The organism is Brevibacillus sp. BD137 (assembly GCF_041644655.1).
Lineage (GTDB): Bacteria > Bacillota > Bacilli > Brevibacillales > Brevibacillaceae > Brevibacillus > Brevibacillus brevis_D.
Genome location: NZ_JAOTNO010000005.1, coordinates 1 through 15,296, shown reverse-complemented (window position 1 = coordinate 15,296; position 15,296 = coordinate 1). Strand labels below are relative to the sequence as shown.

Genomic DNA, 15,296 nt, shown 5'->3' with positions numbered 1-15,296 from the left:
CCATATTAGTTTAACATAACTAAATATTTATTAGCCGAAATCTGTCAACAATCATTTTGCTGAGTTCAGTAGGAACTTAAATCATACAAAATGGAGAAAATCGACTTTTATAACTCCTAATCGTCGGGACGAATTCGATTACACGGCGTTAGTATTTACTAAAGTCGTTTAACAGGATTAAAGAAAAAATGTCGTGATATGATTATGGCATCAAACGGAGAGGGAGATGCCTTTGGAGATAAAAGATTGGCTCTCAATTGTAATGTTCGTTTACACCATCGGTAAGGACGCATTTCAAAATCTAAAAAAGAAAAAGCGACGCCGCCCGGCCAGGAGCAATCGTCGCAGGTAGTGAACACAAGGGGAGTCGTTTCTCCCCTCTTTAGAGTTTATCATAAAGAACCCCGAGGTAAAATTTGATTCGCGCGAGGTGTAAGTACCAGAGAGCGGGGTTTCGGCATACCACCTTGGGGGTCAAACCGTAATCGTTCCGTTATGCAATTGATATCCATTCCCAGTTAACATAAGCGTAGATGTCGGACTCAGCTCGTTTTCTCAAACGTGATAATGGCGCGGGTTCTACGCGTTGTGGATAATTATCGTTTATACATCGTTTATACAAACCGCATAACGGCGCGGGTTTGCGCGATCCGGCCGCTTTTATTTCCCATCCGTTTATGCAGCCGTTATGCAGCGTGACCCCTGAGTTTTCGGAGGGCGTCCGTGCCGGGAGCGTCCAGCGGATGTAATCGCGTATTCTGTACGGAATTGTTCGGTCGTACCCGTTCGCTTTATTACGTTAAATGACGATAGTAACGCTGATTATCGCAGTCGGAGAGGCAGGCGTACGCTTACGCGCTGTACCGGACTAAAGCGTTGGTACAAAAAGAAAACGCCAGCCCCTGAGGACTAGCGTAACCGTTTCGATCTTGATTGCGTGAACTTATCATGCGCATCACGTATATCTTCCGAGGTATGTTGGACGTATTTTCGTACCATGTCCATCGAAGAGTGCCCTAGGATACGCTGTAACGCGACCATATCTCCGTTTTCTTTTAAGAAGTTGAGGGCGAATGTGTGCCGGAAGGTGTGCGGCGAGCAGCGTACCTTATCGACAATTCCTGCTTGCTTGCCGTACTCCTTAATGCGTGATGAGATGCCGGACTCCGTCAAAGGCTGACCGTAGTTTGCAAGGAAGACGTGTTTCACATCGGGAAAGTACGTATGGTTTTCCGCGATAAGTTCCATTAAAAGGCGTACAGTCTTCGTACTTATTGGAATGACGCGTGCTTTCCTTGTTTTACTTACAGATGCCGCAATTGTAATCAAGCGAGTCTTCAAATCGATAGCGTCAGTTGTTAATGAGGTAATTTCTCCAATCCTCATGCCACTTTCCAAAAGTAGCTTCATTAGTACAAAATCACGGAACCCCGCATACCTTCGTTGATTAGGCATGTCCAACAAGAGCGCTGCTTGTTCGTCAGTGAACGCGCCGATCATATCCTCTTCCACGCGTTGCTTTTTGATGTTCGCAGCCGGATTCCTTGTTATAATCCCCTCGTTAAACAACCACTTGTAGTACGCTTTCATTGTTGTAATCCGGATATTAATACTCCCCGGACTTAATCCCTGGCGCTCCTTCGTCTTCTTAGACTTGATCGGATGATCCCCGTAATACTGCTTGTTGTACGTCAGATAGTAAATGTACTCGCGTAGAATTTGCGATGAAATCTCCTGTGCCATCTGCACTTTCGGACGTGTTTCGATGAGCCAGTCCGCAAACCATCGTTGGTGGTCGCGATAATCTCTTAACGTACGCTCGCGTAAACCTTCCGCAGCCTTGGCGTGAATAAACAATTCGAACGCCTGCGAGATCGTGTAGTTTGCGGAAAGGATGTGCGGAACAGTCGCTCCCCTTCCGCGGGCAATCGTTTGACCTTTGCGCATAAATAAAAACAACCTCCGTATTTTAACGTGAGGTTGACGAGTTCGTTCGCTTATTTTCGTTTCGCGTGTTCGGTCAATTTCCGCCGAATACGCTACATATGTTTCCATGATTCCGCTATCCTATCGTGACACCAACCGTTAAACAAACGTTGGTATGACGGGCTTGAGCGAGATATGGCGGAGGGAGCAGGATTCGAACCCGCGTGAGCTTGCACTCTAACGGTTTTCAAGACCGCCCCGTTATGACCACTTCGGTATCCCTCCGTATTTCAACAAGATTAACTATATCACAACTCTACTATGATTTGCAAGAGCTCTTTCCTCATTTCTTTTATCGCTTGATGGCAATGAGTTTCAATTCCGTCATTTCTTCTATCGCGTATTTGACCCCTTCCCGACCAAGTCCGCTCTCCTTTACGCCACCGTAGGGCATATGGTCCACGCGAAATGTCGGAATATCATTTACCATCACCCCGCCCACGCGAAGTTCTTCTGCCGCTTCCAAAGCCAACGACAAATTGTTGGTATAGACACCAGCCTGTAATCCAAAGCGGGAATCGTTGACCAACGTAATGCCATGCCGGACCGACTCCACTGGATTGATGAGAACGACAGGGCCGAGTACTTCCTGACAAGATACTTTTGCATTTGCCGGTACACCCGTCAACACCGTAGGCTGGAGCATCCGATCCACGATCTGTCCCCCACACTCCAAACGCGCCCCTTGTAGGAGTGCCTCATGAATCCACTCCATCGCACGTTCTGTTTCCCGGGGATTGATCATAGCGGAATAGTCCGCGTCCTCAGAAAGCGAATCACCACCGCGTAGTGCTCGTGTTTGTTCAACAAAACGTTGAACGAAATCCTGATAGATTTCTTTGACCACATAAATTCTTTGCACAGAGATGCATACCTGCCCAGAGTAGGCGAAGGCGCCAAAAACGCATCGAGGTATCACTTCATTCAGTTGCACATCGCGATCAACGATCACTGCCGAATTCGATCCCAGCTCGAGCGTGACTCTTTTCATACCCGCTCGATTGCGTATATCCAGCCCAACACTTGGACTCCCTGTAAAGGTCACCGCCCTGACTCTCGGATCAGACACGAGTTGATCGCCAACGCTCGCCCCACTACCCGTGATCACATTGAGGGCGCCAGCAGGCACACCAGCTTGCTCTGCGAGCTCTGCCAGAAACAATGCGCTAAGCGGTGTCTGCGATGCTGGCTTGAGAACTACGGTATTGCCAGCAGCGAGAGCAGGTCCGACCTTATGGGCGACGAGATTCATCGGAAAAGGAAAGGGTGTAATTGCACCGATGACTCCCAGTGGTTCACGCATGGTATAAGCCAAGCGTCCCTCTCCCCCGATCGCTGCATCGAGTGGTACGGTTTCGCCGTGGAGGCGTTTGGCTTCCTCTGCTGCAAACTTATACGTCTGAATGGTTCGAATCACTTCACCACGGGCTGTTTTGATTGGTTTCCCCGCTTCTATTGCGATGATCCGCGCCGCTTCCTCCAAACGTTCATTCATCAAAATCGAGATTTTTTCAAGCAGGAAGGCGCGTTGATAGGCAGAAAGGCGCCGCATGACGGCAGTCGCTTCGTGGGCCGCAGCAATTGCGTTTTCAACCAATGATGAGTCTGCTTGCGAAATTTGTGCAATCTCTTGACCCGTACATGGAGAGAGTAGCGGTGCATGAACAGTAGCTGGCACCCATTCTCCCCCGATAAAGCACGTTTTTTTCATCGGCATATCCCCACTCTCATTGATTAGCGTTCACCTTGCAATCATTCTCCTTCATACACGTGCCTTCCTGTCTTTAATTTGAAATATTTGGATATCTCTACTCTTTCACACTTTCAGCTACACCGCACCATTCTAGTAACGTCAGCGCAAAGATCTCCGCACAACGGAACACCTCATCCAACACGATGTGTTCATTCGGGTAGTGTGCAACCTGTGTGACGCCAGGTCCAACAACAATCGCTGGCGTATTGGCCAAAGCAGTCAACAAACCACCGTCTGTTCCCCAAGGCGATGCTTCCACAATGGCACGATCTCCTGTCACAGCTTCAAACTGCGCTTGCAAAATATCCATTAACGGATGATCGAGCTCCACTGCTCCCGGAACCCAACGAGCTCCGAACCACTCCAGCTCAACAGGCTGCTCCGCAAACCACGGGTCGACCTCTGCCAGCTTTTTGAGTGCTGCCGCCATTTCCGCTTTGGCATCGTCCATCTGTTCTCCTGGGGCAACTCCCATCCTTCCTTCCAGCTTGACGAGATCAGCTACAGACGAAGGCCACTTGCCTCCCTCAATCACCCCTAGATTAATCGGGATTGGAATGGGCAGCTTGGCGTAAAGCGGATCGTCGAGTCGATCGTTACGCTCTTTTTCCAATTGGCCAATTGCTTGAACGACGAGCATGCTCTTTTCGATGGCACTGACTCCCTCGTAGCGGGTCCCTCCGTGAGCAGAACGGCCTTTGACGGTCAATCTGAACCACATGGAACCTTGCTGCTTCGGGAAAATTTTCATATTGGTCGGCTCTGGAATCAGGGCGGCATCCGCCTTGTAACCACGAATGATCGTCGCCAATGTGCCTGCACCACCACTTTCTTCTTCTACGACGCTTTGAAAAATGACGTCGCCTTTCAGTTGCACACCCAACTTCTGTAGAACCTGGATCGCTAGCAGGGAAGATAAGTTTCCACCCTTCATGTCGGTTGCTCCGCGCCCGTAAAGCTTGCCGTCCTCAACCTTCCCGCTAAACGGATCATCACTCCACTGTGCCAGATCACCCGCGGGCACTACATCCACGTGTCCGTTTAGAATGATGGACCGGCCCTCTCCTTGTCCCTTCCACACACCGACGACATTCGGGCTGCTTTCAAACGTCGTACGCGGGGAGACAAAATACGGATGTGACACCAGCTCTTCGCCTTCCATGACCCATAAGTCAACGTCCAGCCCCATCTGCTCCAAAAGCTCTGCAATGCTTTGTTGAATGGATTGCTCTTCTCCTTGTATACTCGGGCTTTTTACCCATTGCTGCAGCAGTTGAACAGCGGCCTCGCGATCTTTTTCCAACTGCTCCCGTATAAGCACCTGCCAGTTTGCCATGTTTTTCCCCCGTTCCATGGATTTGTCTTTGCTTAGCGGAAAACGCCAACCTCTCCGTCCATCTTGAGTTCGGCTTCCGTTGCTCCAATCACGTCAGCGACACTGTATGGATACATGACTTCTCGCAGGTACAAGCCATCTGGCATGACCTCCATTACAGCCATGTCCGTGATGATCAAATCCGCAGCTTTTGTCGCGGTTAACGGCAGTGAGCATTCCCTAACGATTTTCGAACGTCCGTTTTTATCCAGATGCGTGGTCACAACCATGACCTTCTTGGCCTTTTGTGCCAGCTCCATAGCTCCACCCATGCCAGGGACACGCTTGCCTGGAACGATCCAGTTGGCAATGTCACCATTTTGGCTTACTTCCAGGACTCCTAAAATCGTCATATCCAATAGTCCACGTCGGATGATGGCAAAAGCAGTCGCACTGTCAAAAAAGGATGCCCCTGTGGCAAGCGTGACAGGAAAACCGCCCGCATTGCATAGCATGGCGTTCTCCTCGCCTTTCGCAGGGCTTGGTCCTGTACCAAGGATGCCGTTCTCCGCGTGAAACATGACTCGTTTCTCAGCTGGGATAAAATCCGCAACTAGCGTTGGAATGCCGATTCCCAAGTTAATAATCATGCCGTCTTCCACTTCCAATGCTGCGCGGCGGGCAATACGTTCACGATAGCTCTCGGTTTCTTTTACTTCTCCCATGCCCATTGCCAATTCACCCCTTCACTTTGGACGATAAAGTTCACGAAAACGCCCGGGGTGACGATTTCTTCCGGGTCGATCATGCCTACCTCTACTATCTCATCCGCTTCCACGATGGTAATGTCGCCCGCCATCGCCACTAACGGATTGAAATTACGTGCACTAGTATCAAACACCAAATTGCCAAAGCGATCCGCTTTTTTCGCATGTACGATAGCCACTTCGGCAGTGAGCGGTGTCTCCAGCAAGTATTCCTTTCCATCCAGAACGACCTTCTGCTTCCCTTTTTCCGCGATCGTCCCGATACCGACATCCGAGAGAATGCCTCCCAGACCGACTCCACCTGCCCGTACACGCTCTGCAAGTATCCCCTGCGGGCAGAACTCTACCTCCAGCTCTCCAGCCGTCATTTGGGCCCCTGCGTTCGGATTTGAGCCAATGTGAGAAGCTATCACTTTTTTGACGCGCTTTTCGGTCACCAGCTTACCTATTCCGATATGCGGGAAAGCAGTATCGTTACTGATCAGCGTCAGATCACGCACGCCCTTATCTAAAATTCCCTGAATCAATGTAGGCGGGTTGCCCACCCCACCGAATCCCCCTGCCAACAGCGTCATCCCATCGCGAAAATGGGTGAGCGCTTCGGACAGGGAGACGACTTTTTCAAATCGGTTTGTCATTCTCGTTCCTCCTTCTCTATCCGATCAGTGCTTTGTCCTGGAGCTCCTGCTGAACAGCTATCACCGCTTCTTTCAGCAGAGATATAAGTTCATCGATTTGCTCCGTAGTAATGGTCAGTGGAGGTGAGATGATGACAGCGTCTCCTGCCACTCCTTCGATCCCCCCCATTGCCGGATAAATAAGCAGGCCTTTTTCAAATGCTTTTTGAATGACCTTCCCGCCTACTCCCCCCGAAAGCGCAAACGGCTCTTTTGTCTGCTTGTTTTTCACAAATTCCAGCCCGCACAGCATGCCAAGACCACGTGCATCTCCGATCAACGGGAGCTCGTCTGCCAGTTCTTTAAGGCGGGCAAGCAAATAGGCACCTTGTTCTGCCGCTTTTTCGACGAGCTGATGCTTCTCTACATAGTCGAGGACAGCCAAAGAAACCGCAGCGGATTGTGGGTTAGCACTATACGTATGTCCTGCCATAATCGAGCCGCTGCCTTTTGTAATCGTCTCAATGATTTCGTCCGAGACAATCGTAGCAGCCATAGGCGTGTAACCGGCACTCATGCCTTTGCCCAATGTCATCAAGTCAGGTACGACGCCCCAATGGTCGACCCCAAACGCTTTCCCCGTACGCCCTACTCCTGTCATTACTTCGTCTGCGATAAACAAAACCTCATACTTATCACAAATCTCGCGAATACGTTGGAAGTAACCGTCTGGCGGCACGACCGCTCCCCCAGAAGCCCCGATGACAGGCTCTGCGATGAATGCCGCTACCTGCTCAGGTCCTACGCGCAAAATTGCGGTCTCCAGCTCGTTTGCACACGCAAGCGCATATGATTCGAGGGACATGTCTTCTGGTTTGCGATACGGATATGGTCCTGTGATCGCCGGATAGTCAGCCAATAATGGGGTGAAACGCTTTCTACGTAAGACGTGTCCAGACATCGAAAGTGCGCCCATTGTAATCCCGTGATAGCTCATCCAGCGGGAGATAATCCGATTTTTCGTTGGTCTTCCTTTTTCCTGCCAGTATTGAATCGCAATTTTTTGTGCTGTCTCCGTTGCTTCCGAACCGCTACTGACAAAAAACGTCCAGTTCAGGGAGCCTGGTGCCCACTCCGCCAGCTTTGTAGCCAGCTTCTCCACAGCATCGCTACTGAAATGCGAGCGGTATACAAAGGAAACTTCCTTGGCTTGCGCATACATCGCTTCAGCCACTTCTTCTACACCGTGACCAATGCTTGCCGTCACCGCTCCGCTGGAACCGTCGATGTAACGATTCCCCTCTTTATCGTAAAGATAGATGCCTTTTCCGTGAGAAATAACCGGATACTCTTTGCCCAATTCAGGCTTGATTACATAGCTTTTCGTCATTTTCGTCGCCACCTCGCTTATTCTCTACCTCTATCCTAGCTGACCAGCACGCAAGAGCCATCCGACGTGCTGGCAAAAAAACATGGAAAAGAGACAAAATCTTTTGTACATTTTGTATAAGAGAACCTTTACCGAGAGCTTTTGGAGGAGATGCCTGATGACCATCACGATAAGAGAAGCACTACAACTGCCGGATATGGTTCACACCAGGCTGATCGCAGGAGCAGGCGGACTCGACAATCCGATTCGTTGGGTAACAATTGTCGAGGTACTGGAGGATACGAGTCGCCTGCAAGAAGGCGAATTTTTGATAACAACCGGCTTTGGACTGGCTGAGCATACAGAAAAGCTCGCTTCTTTTATTCCTTCGTTGGCGAAGCAAAAGCTGAGTGGCGTTGCGATTCATACAGGCTTTTATTTACGGGAAATTCCCGAGACGTTTTTGACCTTGGCGGATCACTATCAGCTTCCATTGATTGAAATTCCTACGGAGATCAACTTTTCAACCATAACCAAAGCCATTTTGCAGCCGATCATGAATCGGCAATTTGAAACGCTAGCCTATTCCTCAGCGATTCATAACCGAATGATTGATGCTGCCCTGTCCAAGGGAGGCCTTCCTGCCATTGCTGGCGAGCTCGCTGCGCTTACGGGAGGCGTCGTGTCGCTCGTCGATGCATTAGGCTTTGAAGTCACACAGCATGGCAGTTCGGAAGCACTGCCTCTTGATCAGTCTCAGGAAATCGCGCATCGTGTACCAATTCGCGCCAATCGCGAGCATTTTGGCACGTTGACCTTAACGAAGCCCGAACACGCCTGGAAAGAGCTCGATGACGTCGCTCTACAGCATGCCTCTACCTTATGTGCACTCGAATATGTAAAGGAAAGGGCGGTAGCCGCAACGGAATGGCGGTTAAAAGGGGATTTTGTGGAGGAGTTGCTGAATGGGCAGCAGATGACACATCCGGAGCTGGAGAGCCGTTGTCGCATGCTTGGGTACCCGCTTACTGGTCATCATCTCTGTGTCGCTGTTCGTGTAGAGGTAGCCGATCAGACGATGCTCGGAGACATGCATCAAAGTGTCATTACGTTGATGCGGAGGCTTGGTGACCGTCATCAGCGCTCTTATTTGCTGCGCGAACGACCGCATTGCCTCTTGTTTATTTTGCCGGATGATCAGACGAGCCTACGCCTGTTGGAACAGCTTACTTCCCGCTGGAGAGGGCTGCACCCTGAACTTGCCCTACAGATCGCCTTGAGCAATCCCTGCGAGCAATTACCAAACGTCGTCAGTGCCTCCGAAGAAGCGATGTTTGCTCTACAAGCGTACCCGCTATTGGCCCAATCCCCGCAAATTTTGCGATACCGGGATATGCAGGGCTATCAGTTCTTGTTTCCGTACCATCGTGAAAAAGAAAGCTTGCTCCGTCTGTGGAACCCATTGCTGGAACCATTAATTCGCTATGATACGAAATACAATCAACAGCTTCTCGAAACCCTTGAGGTGTATTTGGCTCAGAATGGAAACGGGCTACAGACCTCGCAAGCCTTGTATATCCATCGACATACGCTCAAGTACCGGTTAACCCAAATTGAAGAAAAAACAGGCTACCGCCTGGAGGATGCTCATCAACGCTGGCAGCTTCAATTGGCCTTAATGGCCCGTCGTTTGCAACAGCAGTTGTATCCTACAAACAGGTAGCCTGTTAATCCCTCGTCGGGCGAAGTGGCTTTACCCATATATTCATGTCTTCATAGCCTGAAAAGATCGTACAATTGTTAATCAGCCGTCCTCGGTATGCATAGCCCATCTTGGCAGCCGTCACATTCATTCCTGCTGATTGTGCCCGGGTCAAGGTGTACAAAAAGTAAATCCCCGTCTCCTCCATCCTTTGTTCCAGCGCGATAAACAGTGGTTGGAGGAGGCCTTTCCCTGCATGGTCTGGATGGGTCGCACAATCCGTCATTTCCGCAGAACCAAATCGTTCGGATACTTCAGCTGATGCAGCACATGCAATCTTGCCTTCAAATTCAACGACATAGTAGATGGTACCTTCCTGCATGGTTTTGCGAATGTAGGACGGATCGTTCATCGGTGTAGGATACGTCGCGAATACCAGTCCATACAAACACGCCAATTCCTTCGTGTCTGCCTCCGTTGCTTCACGCAGGTTGTATCCCTCTGATAATGATTTCTCTATCGTACTCCCCGCTTTTGACAGGCTCAACGTAAGAATTTCCTCGGCAAGTTTTTCTGCACCAGAGGTAGCCCGCTCTTTTGTCAGATAGCAGGTGAGCATCTGTGCGTTTTCCCCTTGAAAAAAACCATCAATGGTTCCCTCTAGCTCGTACCCCAGGGATTGCCATTGTGGAATATCTTGTTTCTTCCCGTACACAATCACTTTTGTTGCCTCTGACTCTTCAGCCAGCTCCTTCATGACCCGATCCCACTGCTCGATTTGTGATGGTTCATACACGTGCAGCTTTACGCGGCCATTTTGTCGATCAATGATCAGGTCGCCAGCATCCTGTGCGCCTACAACATTTATCACGGTCTTCATCCTCCCCTGCAATACTCCTCCTCTCATTGTAGCAAAACGAGTAAGACCGTCATCTGCCAATCTGTATAAAAAAGCGTTCCTCATGCACAAAAAAACAGAAGGTGGGCATTCTGTTGGGTCATATTTACCGGTTCTTCATACCATGAGAGTAGGTGCTTCATGTGCGGGAAGGAGGGTGTTTTTTGTGAGCTGCAATAACAATTTTGCCCTGATCCTTGTCCTCTTTGTCCTTTTGGTCATCGTACTCGTCGTAATCGGATAGACTTCTGGAGATGCCTCTCATGTCAGGTCGTATCGAGGGGCCCTTTACATATCATAGTAGAAGGTAATGACACGCTCGAGAAGGGAGGAAGCCCTCGTGCCCCCACTTATCTATGCCCATCGTGGCGCTTCCGGCCTGTTTCCGGAAAATACGATGGAATCGTTTCAAGGAGCCGTCCGACGAAAAGCCAATGGGATCGAATTAGACGTTCAGCTCAGCAGTGACAATAAGCTGGTTGTCATTCATGACCATAACCTGGAGCGCACGACCAATGGTTCCGGTTTGGTTCGCCATCACACATTGCGTGAACTGCGTCAGCTTCGAGCAGATAAAGGCTCGTCTATGCGACTACCAAAAGCACACATTCCAACCCTGCAGGAGGTATTTCAGTCGTTTGTCGACTCACCACTGCGCTTCATCATCGAGATGAAAAATTTCTTCCTCGATCAACCTCACTTAGAGGAGCTCGTCATCGAACAAATCAGACGTTATCAGCTAACAGAGCGAACTATCATTTCAACATTCAACTTCGACAGCCTTTTACGAATCAAGCAATTGGATGCCAGGCAAACAACAGGACTTTTATACGTGGGACCACTCGTCAAGCCTTGGGAAGTAGCCAGCAGATATCGTGCTGATCAACTGCACGTCCCCTATGATCAATTGACGGAAGACTTGGTCAAACAAGCAAAGCAGCATCATATTGAAGTTTTGAGCTGGACGATAAATACTGGTCGGCAAATCCAGCGAGCCCTTGACTGTGAGGTAGATGGTCTGATCACCAATTACCCGAAGCGTGCGAGAAATCTGATTCGCAATCTTTAAAAAAGAAAGGGAGCCCTTAAAAAGGCTCCCTGTTTGTTGCTATGACTTTTACGTGCGTGGTACGAATAACTTTCCTTGCCAGCTATTCCGCGCTTTCAGTTCTGCGTCAATGCCATTCAGAACTTCCCACTTTTTGCGACTCCACATCGGTCCAATCAAGAGATCAGGTGGTCCGTCCCCTGTGATTCGATGGACTATCATTTCTGGAGGTAAAATTTCCAATGTATCTACAACGAGCTTCGTGTACTCTTCCTGCGATAGGAATTCCAATAGACCTGCTTCATATTGCTTCACCATTGGCGTTTTACGCAGCAGATGCAACAGGTGTATTTTGATTCCCTGCACATCCAGATGTGCCACAGCATCTGCCGTCTGCATCATCTCTTCGTGGCTCTCTCCTGGCAATCCGTAGATGATATGAGAGCATACACGGATGTTGTGCTTGCGCAGCCTCTCTACAGCGTCCACGTAGCATTGATAATCGTGCGCTCGATTAATTAACTGGGCTGTGTGCTCATGGACTGTTTGGAGACCGAGCTCCACCCACAAATAGGTGCGCTCATTCAATTCAGCCAAATACTCCACGACGTCATCTGGCAGGCAGTCAGGACGTGTGGCAATGGAGAGTCCGACTACGCCTTCTTGTTGGAGGATGACTTCGTACATCTCCCGCAGCTCCTCCACAGGTGCATACGTATTTGTGTATGCTTGGAAGAAGCCCAAATACTTGGCTTGTGGCCACTTCTCGTGCATGCGATTTTTCACATCATGGAACTGTTTTTCCAGATCCATTCTGCGGTCACCGGCAAAGTCTCCAGATCCTCTCGCGCTGCAAAACGTGCAGCCGCCTGTCGCTACTTTCCCATCCCGATTCGGGCAACTAAAACCGCCATCCAGTGGAACCTTGAAAATCTTTTCGTGAAAAGTCCCTCTTAAATGATAATTCCATGTATGGTATCGTTTATCGCCCCACAACAATGGGACGTCGTTGTTGTGAATATCTGTCGCGAGCTTCATTGCTGTTTTCCTCCTATGGGCACCGCTACGTCTGGCGCTGGTGCCTTAATCCCGTTGGCGAACGCTACTTGCTTGATCACGTCATTATACCAAATTCGGCAACGGTCTCGCTACTTTAAGATAATAGGAAAACCACAGGTGAATATTCCCCCTGTGGTTTTTGCTTGTTTACGTCACTATTGCTGGATCTCCTCGATACGAATCGCGCGTGTGTGAGAGGTATGACTCCACTCCTGGTTTTTCTTCGTAAAGAACGCGTAAAACATAATCGGAAGCCAGGTCAGGAAAAAGAATGGCAGCAAGAGGAGCCCGAAATACCCCTTCCACGGTACTTTATCCAAGTAGAGAGCCAAGAGCGGCAACAGGTAGAACACGGCAGTAGAACCGTATACCAGCCATGTAGGCAAGATCGTGGATACTGTTGTCAGCGTACCGATATCAAAAAATCTTGCCAAGAACAATACCGACATCATCGTCACCATCAGCACATACATCGGTTGGAAGAGGTAGAAGGCTGCGTCAAGCATTCCCAGCTTTCTTGACTTCAATCCATTAAACAATACAGCTCGAATGTAGCGTCCTGCCACATCGTAGTGCCCTTGCATCCAACGCAAACGCTGGCGCATAGACGATTTTAAGTCAATCGGTTTTTCATCCCAGACCTTGGTGTCATGCGCCCAAGTCGGGTAAATACCGCGTTCAATACAACGTGTTGCAAACTCCAGGTCTTCCGTGAGACTGGTTGCTCCCCAGCCCATTTCTTTGAGCAGGTTGCTCTCAATGCACAAGCCAGTTCCGCCCAAAGTGTTCGGCAGTCCCAAATTGTGACGAGCCAGCTGCCACATACGGTTTGTAAACCAGTAGGTAACCGCATAGGACAGCGTAATCCAGGAATCAAACGGGTTCTTGGAGTCGAGGTAACCTTGAATCACACGCGCTCCTTTGCAAAGACGGTCATTCATTACTTTCAGGAAGTTTTTCTCAACCAAGTTGTCAGCATCAAACATGACGACAGCGTCGTACTGCTTAGGTCTTGCCCAGAGGTTCTCCAGCATCCATTCGATGCCGTAGCCTTTCCCACGCTTGGATGTGTCAAAACGCTCACATGCAATTGCACCATGCGCCCGACTAATTTCTGCCGTGTTATCTGTACAGTTGTCGCAAATGACGAAGATGTCGTACATTTCACGTGGATAGTCGAGTTTCTTCAGGTTTTCAATAAGCGGAGCAACTACGGCGCTCTCATTGTGAGCAGCCACGAGCACAGCAAACGTCTTTTGCGGCTCAGATGTTACTTGCTCTTTTTTGCGGAACAGGCCTGCACAAGAAACCAGTGTTTGGTACGTGCCGATTACGCCCACCGCAGAAGTAAATCCGATGAATAATCCCTCAATGATCTCTCTAATTATACTCATGGGTTCTTCTCCTCGACCTAAACCAGATTGGGTCTGATCTGAATTTAGGTAGTGTTGTTTTTCCAACATTTCTCTATTGTTTTTCTCTCAATTGGCAGTTTACATCAAATACGATTCATAAGCAATGACCCAAAAGTGGGAAAAAATAAGGCACTGCTATCACCTTTCCCACCTTTTTCTCTTTCTATTCGACAGTGCTTCGCAGTTGGCAGAAAAAAAAGCCCTTGTCGAAAAAGGCTCCGTTTATTTAGAAAAACACAAACGCTCGTTTCCATTTCTTCCTGATTGTTTCCGGGATTGGTGCGGTCGGCGAGACTCGAACTCGCACGGGTCGCCCCGCCACCCCCTCAAGATGGTGTGTCTGCCAATTCCACCACGACCGCCTATAAACGCTGATTTTGCACGTGTTTTTCTGTTGACACGAAGTACGTGTTTGAGTATACACAATCAAATTTCGCAAGTCAATATCGTTTTCGACTTGGATGGAGCCCATATTTTTCCTATCAAGCTATCATTTTCTGGCTCTGTCTTCTAGTAGATACGTTTGTCGAAAAAGAAAGTTACATGTCGCAAAAATTTTAAAAGAATGCAAGCACTTCTCTACAAAAATATCATTGTTTCGTCACATTTTCCGAGTAGAAAGGGAACCATATTCTGTGATTTTCTTACATAATTTATGACAAATTAGACAAAATATTTCCAATCTTGGATGGAAGTTTTTTTATTATTTTTTTGAACTAGGTCCTTTTGACTGACTACTTGCTTCTGATTTCCTCTTGAAGAGCGCACTATCTTCTACGAAAAAAACCTCCTGCGGACGCCACAATGTCCTAAGGAGGCTATCTTTTATAAACGCGTGGCGTCCCAGGAGAGATTCGAACTCCCGACCGACGGCTTAGAAGGCCGTTGCTCTATCCTGCTGAGCTACTGGGACTAAAATGGAGGGAGTACCCGGATTTGAACCGGGGATAAGGGTTTTGCAGACCCGTGCCTTACCACTTGGCTATACTCCCGTGTTATTATGGGGCGATCGATGGGACTTGAACCCACGAATGCCGGAGCCACAATCCGGTGCGTTAACCCCTTCGCCACGACCGCCATAATTTTTATGAAGTTTGGTAGCGGTGGAGGGAATCGAACCCCCGACCTTTCGGGTATGAACCGAACGCTCTAACCAGCTGAGCTACGCCGCCAAAATAAAAATGGCGGAGAGTGAGGGATTCGAACCCTCGCTACGCTTGCGCATACTAACGGTTTAGCAAACCGTCCCCTTCGGCCTCTTGGGTAACTCTCCGTGATTATATGCACCTTCAAAACTAGATATGCATGATTGCTAAGAGTGTGTGGATAAGTCCTCGACCGATTAGTATTCGTCAGCTCCACGCGTT

12 protein-coding genes and 7 tRNA genes are annotated in these 15,296 nt (G+C 49.1%); 3 read left to right on the top strand and 16 right to left on the bottom strand.

Annotated elements, in window-relative coordinates:
- Positions 1 to 909: 909 nt before the first annotated feature.
- The 7 genes from ODZ53_RS12610 to ODZ53_RS12580 all read right to left on the bottom strand — a co-directional run bounded on the left by ODZ53_RS12610 (position 910) and on the right by ODZ53_RS12580 (position 7,828).
- Positions 910 to 2,055, bottom strand: coding sequence for a tyrosine-type recombinase/integrase (locus ODZ53_RS12610; protein ID WP_372677447.1), 1,146 nt, complete (start codon positions 2,053 to 2,055; stop codon positions 910 to 912).
- A gap of 67 nt (positions 2,056 to 2,122) precedes the next feature.
- A tRNA-Ser gene (locus tag ODZ53_RS12605) sits at positions 2,123 to 2,211 on the bottom strand.
- Between the two features lie 67 nt (positions 2,212 to 2,278).
- Positions 2,279 to 3,697: an aldehyde dehydrogenase family protein gene (locus ODZ53_RS12600; protein ID WP_372677445.1), complete on the bottom strand. Its 1,419-nt coding sequence runs from the start codon at positions 3,695 to 3,697 to the stop codon at positions 2,279 to 2,281.
- A 97-nt stretch (positions 3,698 to 3,794) separates the two neighbouring features.
- The gene (locus ODZ53_RS12595; RefSeq protein WP_372677443.1) at positions 3,795 to 5,075 is read right to left on the bottom strand and encodes a peptidase; all 1,281 of its coding nucleotides are present in this window, start codon (positions 5,073 to 5,075) and stop codon (positions 3,795 to 3,797) included.
- Between the two features lie 32 nt (positions 5,076 to 5,107).
- Positions 5,108 to 5,785 (bottom strand): 3-oxoacid CoA-transferase subunit B, encoded by a 678-nt coding sequence (locus ODZ53_RS12590; protein ID WP_012685801.1) that lies wholly within the window; start codon positions 5,783 to 5,785, stop codon positions 5,108 to 5,110.
- The gene (locus ODZ53_RS12585) at positions 5,767 to 6,459 is read right to left on the bottom strand and encodes a 3-oxoacid CoA-transferase subunit A (RefSeq protein ID WP_016739694.1); all 693 of its coding nucleotides are present in this window, start codon (positions 6,457 to 6,459) and stop codon (positions 5,767 to 5,769) included. The genes ODZ53_RS12590 and ODZ53_RS12585 overlap by 19 nt, the downstream gene beginning before the upstream one ends.
- Positions 6,460 to 6,475: 16 nt before the next feature.
- The gene (locus tag ODZ53_RS12580; RefSeq protein ID WP_372677441.1) at positions 6,476 to 7,828 is read right to left on the bottom strand and encodes an aspartate aminotransferase family protein; all 1,353 of its coding nucleotides are present in this window, start codon (positions 7,826 to 7,828) and stop codon (positions 6,476 to 6,478) included.
- A 157-nt stretch (positions 7,829 to 7,985) separates the two neighbouring features.
- On the opposite strand from ODZ53_RS12580, the gene ODZ53_RS12575 reads away from it, so the two are divergent.
- The gene (locus ODZ53_RS12575; RefSeq protein WP_372677439.1) at positions 7,986 to 9,530 is read left to right on the top strand and encodes a PucR family transcriptional regulator; all 1,545 of its coding nucleotides are present in this window, start codon (positions 7,986 to 7,988) and stop codon (positions 9,528 to 9,530) included.
- Positions 9,531 to 9,534: 4 nt separating this feature from the next.
- On the opposite strand, the gene ablB is transcribed toward ODZ53_RS12575, so the two are convergent.
- Entirely contained in the window at positions 9,535 to 10,389 is an 855-nt protein-coding gene (gene ablB, locus ODZ53_RS12570) for a putative beta-lysine N-acetyltransferase (protein WP_372677437.1), read from the bottom strand.
- Between ablB and yjcZ the strand changes: the two genes are divergently transcribed.
- Together yjcZ and ODZ53_RS12560 are read left to right on the top strand one after the other, a co-directional pair.
- Positions 10,337 to 10,651 carry a sporulation protein YjcZ gene (gene yjcZ, locus ODZ53_RS12565; RefSeq protein WP_372677435.1) on the top strand — a complete coding sequence of 105 codons (315 nt, stop codon included), beginning with the start codon at positions 10,337 to 10,339 and terminating at the stop codon, positions 10,649 to 10,651. The genes ablB and yjcZ overlap by 53 nt on opposite strands.
- A 96-nt stretch (positions 10,652 to 10,747) precedes the next feature.
- Positions 10,748 to 11,476 (top strand): glycerophosphodiester phosphodiesterase, encoded by a 729-nt coding sequence (locus ODZ53_RS12560; protein ID WP_372677433.1) that lies wholly within the window; start codon positions 10,748 to 10,750, stop codon positions 11,474 to 11,476.
- Between the two features lie 48 nt (positions 11,477 to 11,524).
- Here the strand turns inward: ODZ53_RS12560 and mnmL are convergent, their stop codons facing one another.
- The 8 genes from mnmL to ODZ53_RS12520 all read right to left on the bottom strand — a co-directional run bounded on the left by mnmL (position 11,525) and on the right by ODZ53_RS12520 (position 15,202).
- Positions 11,525 to 12,493 (bottom strand): tRNA modification radical SAM protein MnmL/YtqA, encoded by a 969-nt coding sequence (gene mnmL / locus ODZ53_RS12555; protein WP_012685794.1) that lies wholly within the window; start codon positions 12,491 to 12,493, stop codon positions 11,525 to 11,527.
- A 176-nt stretch (positions 12,494 to 12,669) separates the two neighbouring features.
- The gene (locus ODZ53_RS12550) at positions 12,670 to 13,908 is read right to left on the bottom strand and encodes a glycosyltransferase family 2 protein (protein ID WP_087351532.1); all 1,239 of its coding nucleotides are present in this window, start codon (positions 13,906 to 13,908) and stop codon (positions 12,670 to 12,672) included.
- Positions 13,909 to 14,206: 298 nt separating this feature from the next.
- Positions 14,207 to 14,291: transfer RNA gene (locus ODZ53_RS12545), tRNA-Leu, on the bottom strand.
- 474 nt (positions 14,292 to 14,765) lie between these two features.
- Positions 14,766 to 14,842, bottom strand: a tRNA-Arg gene (locus tag ODZ53_RS12540).
- 5 nt (positions 14,843 to 14,847) lie between these two features.
- Positions 14,848 to 14,921, bottom strand: a tRNA-Cys gene (locus tag ODZ53_RS12535).
- Between the two features lie 9 nt (positions 14,922 to 14,930).
- Positions 14,931 to 15,006 (bottom strand) — tRNA-His (locus ODZ53_RS12530).
- A gap of 18 nt (positions 15,007 to 15,024) precedes the next feature.
- A tRNA-Met gene (locus tag ODZ53_RS12525) sits at positions 15,025 to 15,101 on the bottom strand.
- A gap of 10 nt (positions 15,102 to 15,111) precedes the next feature.
- Positions 15,112 to 15,202 (bottom strand) — tRNA-Ser (locus ODZ53_RS12520).
- Positions 15,203 to 15,296: the final 94 nt, after the last annotated feature.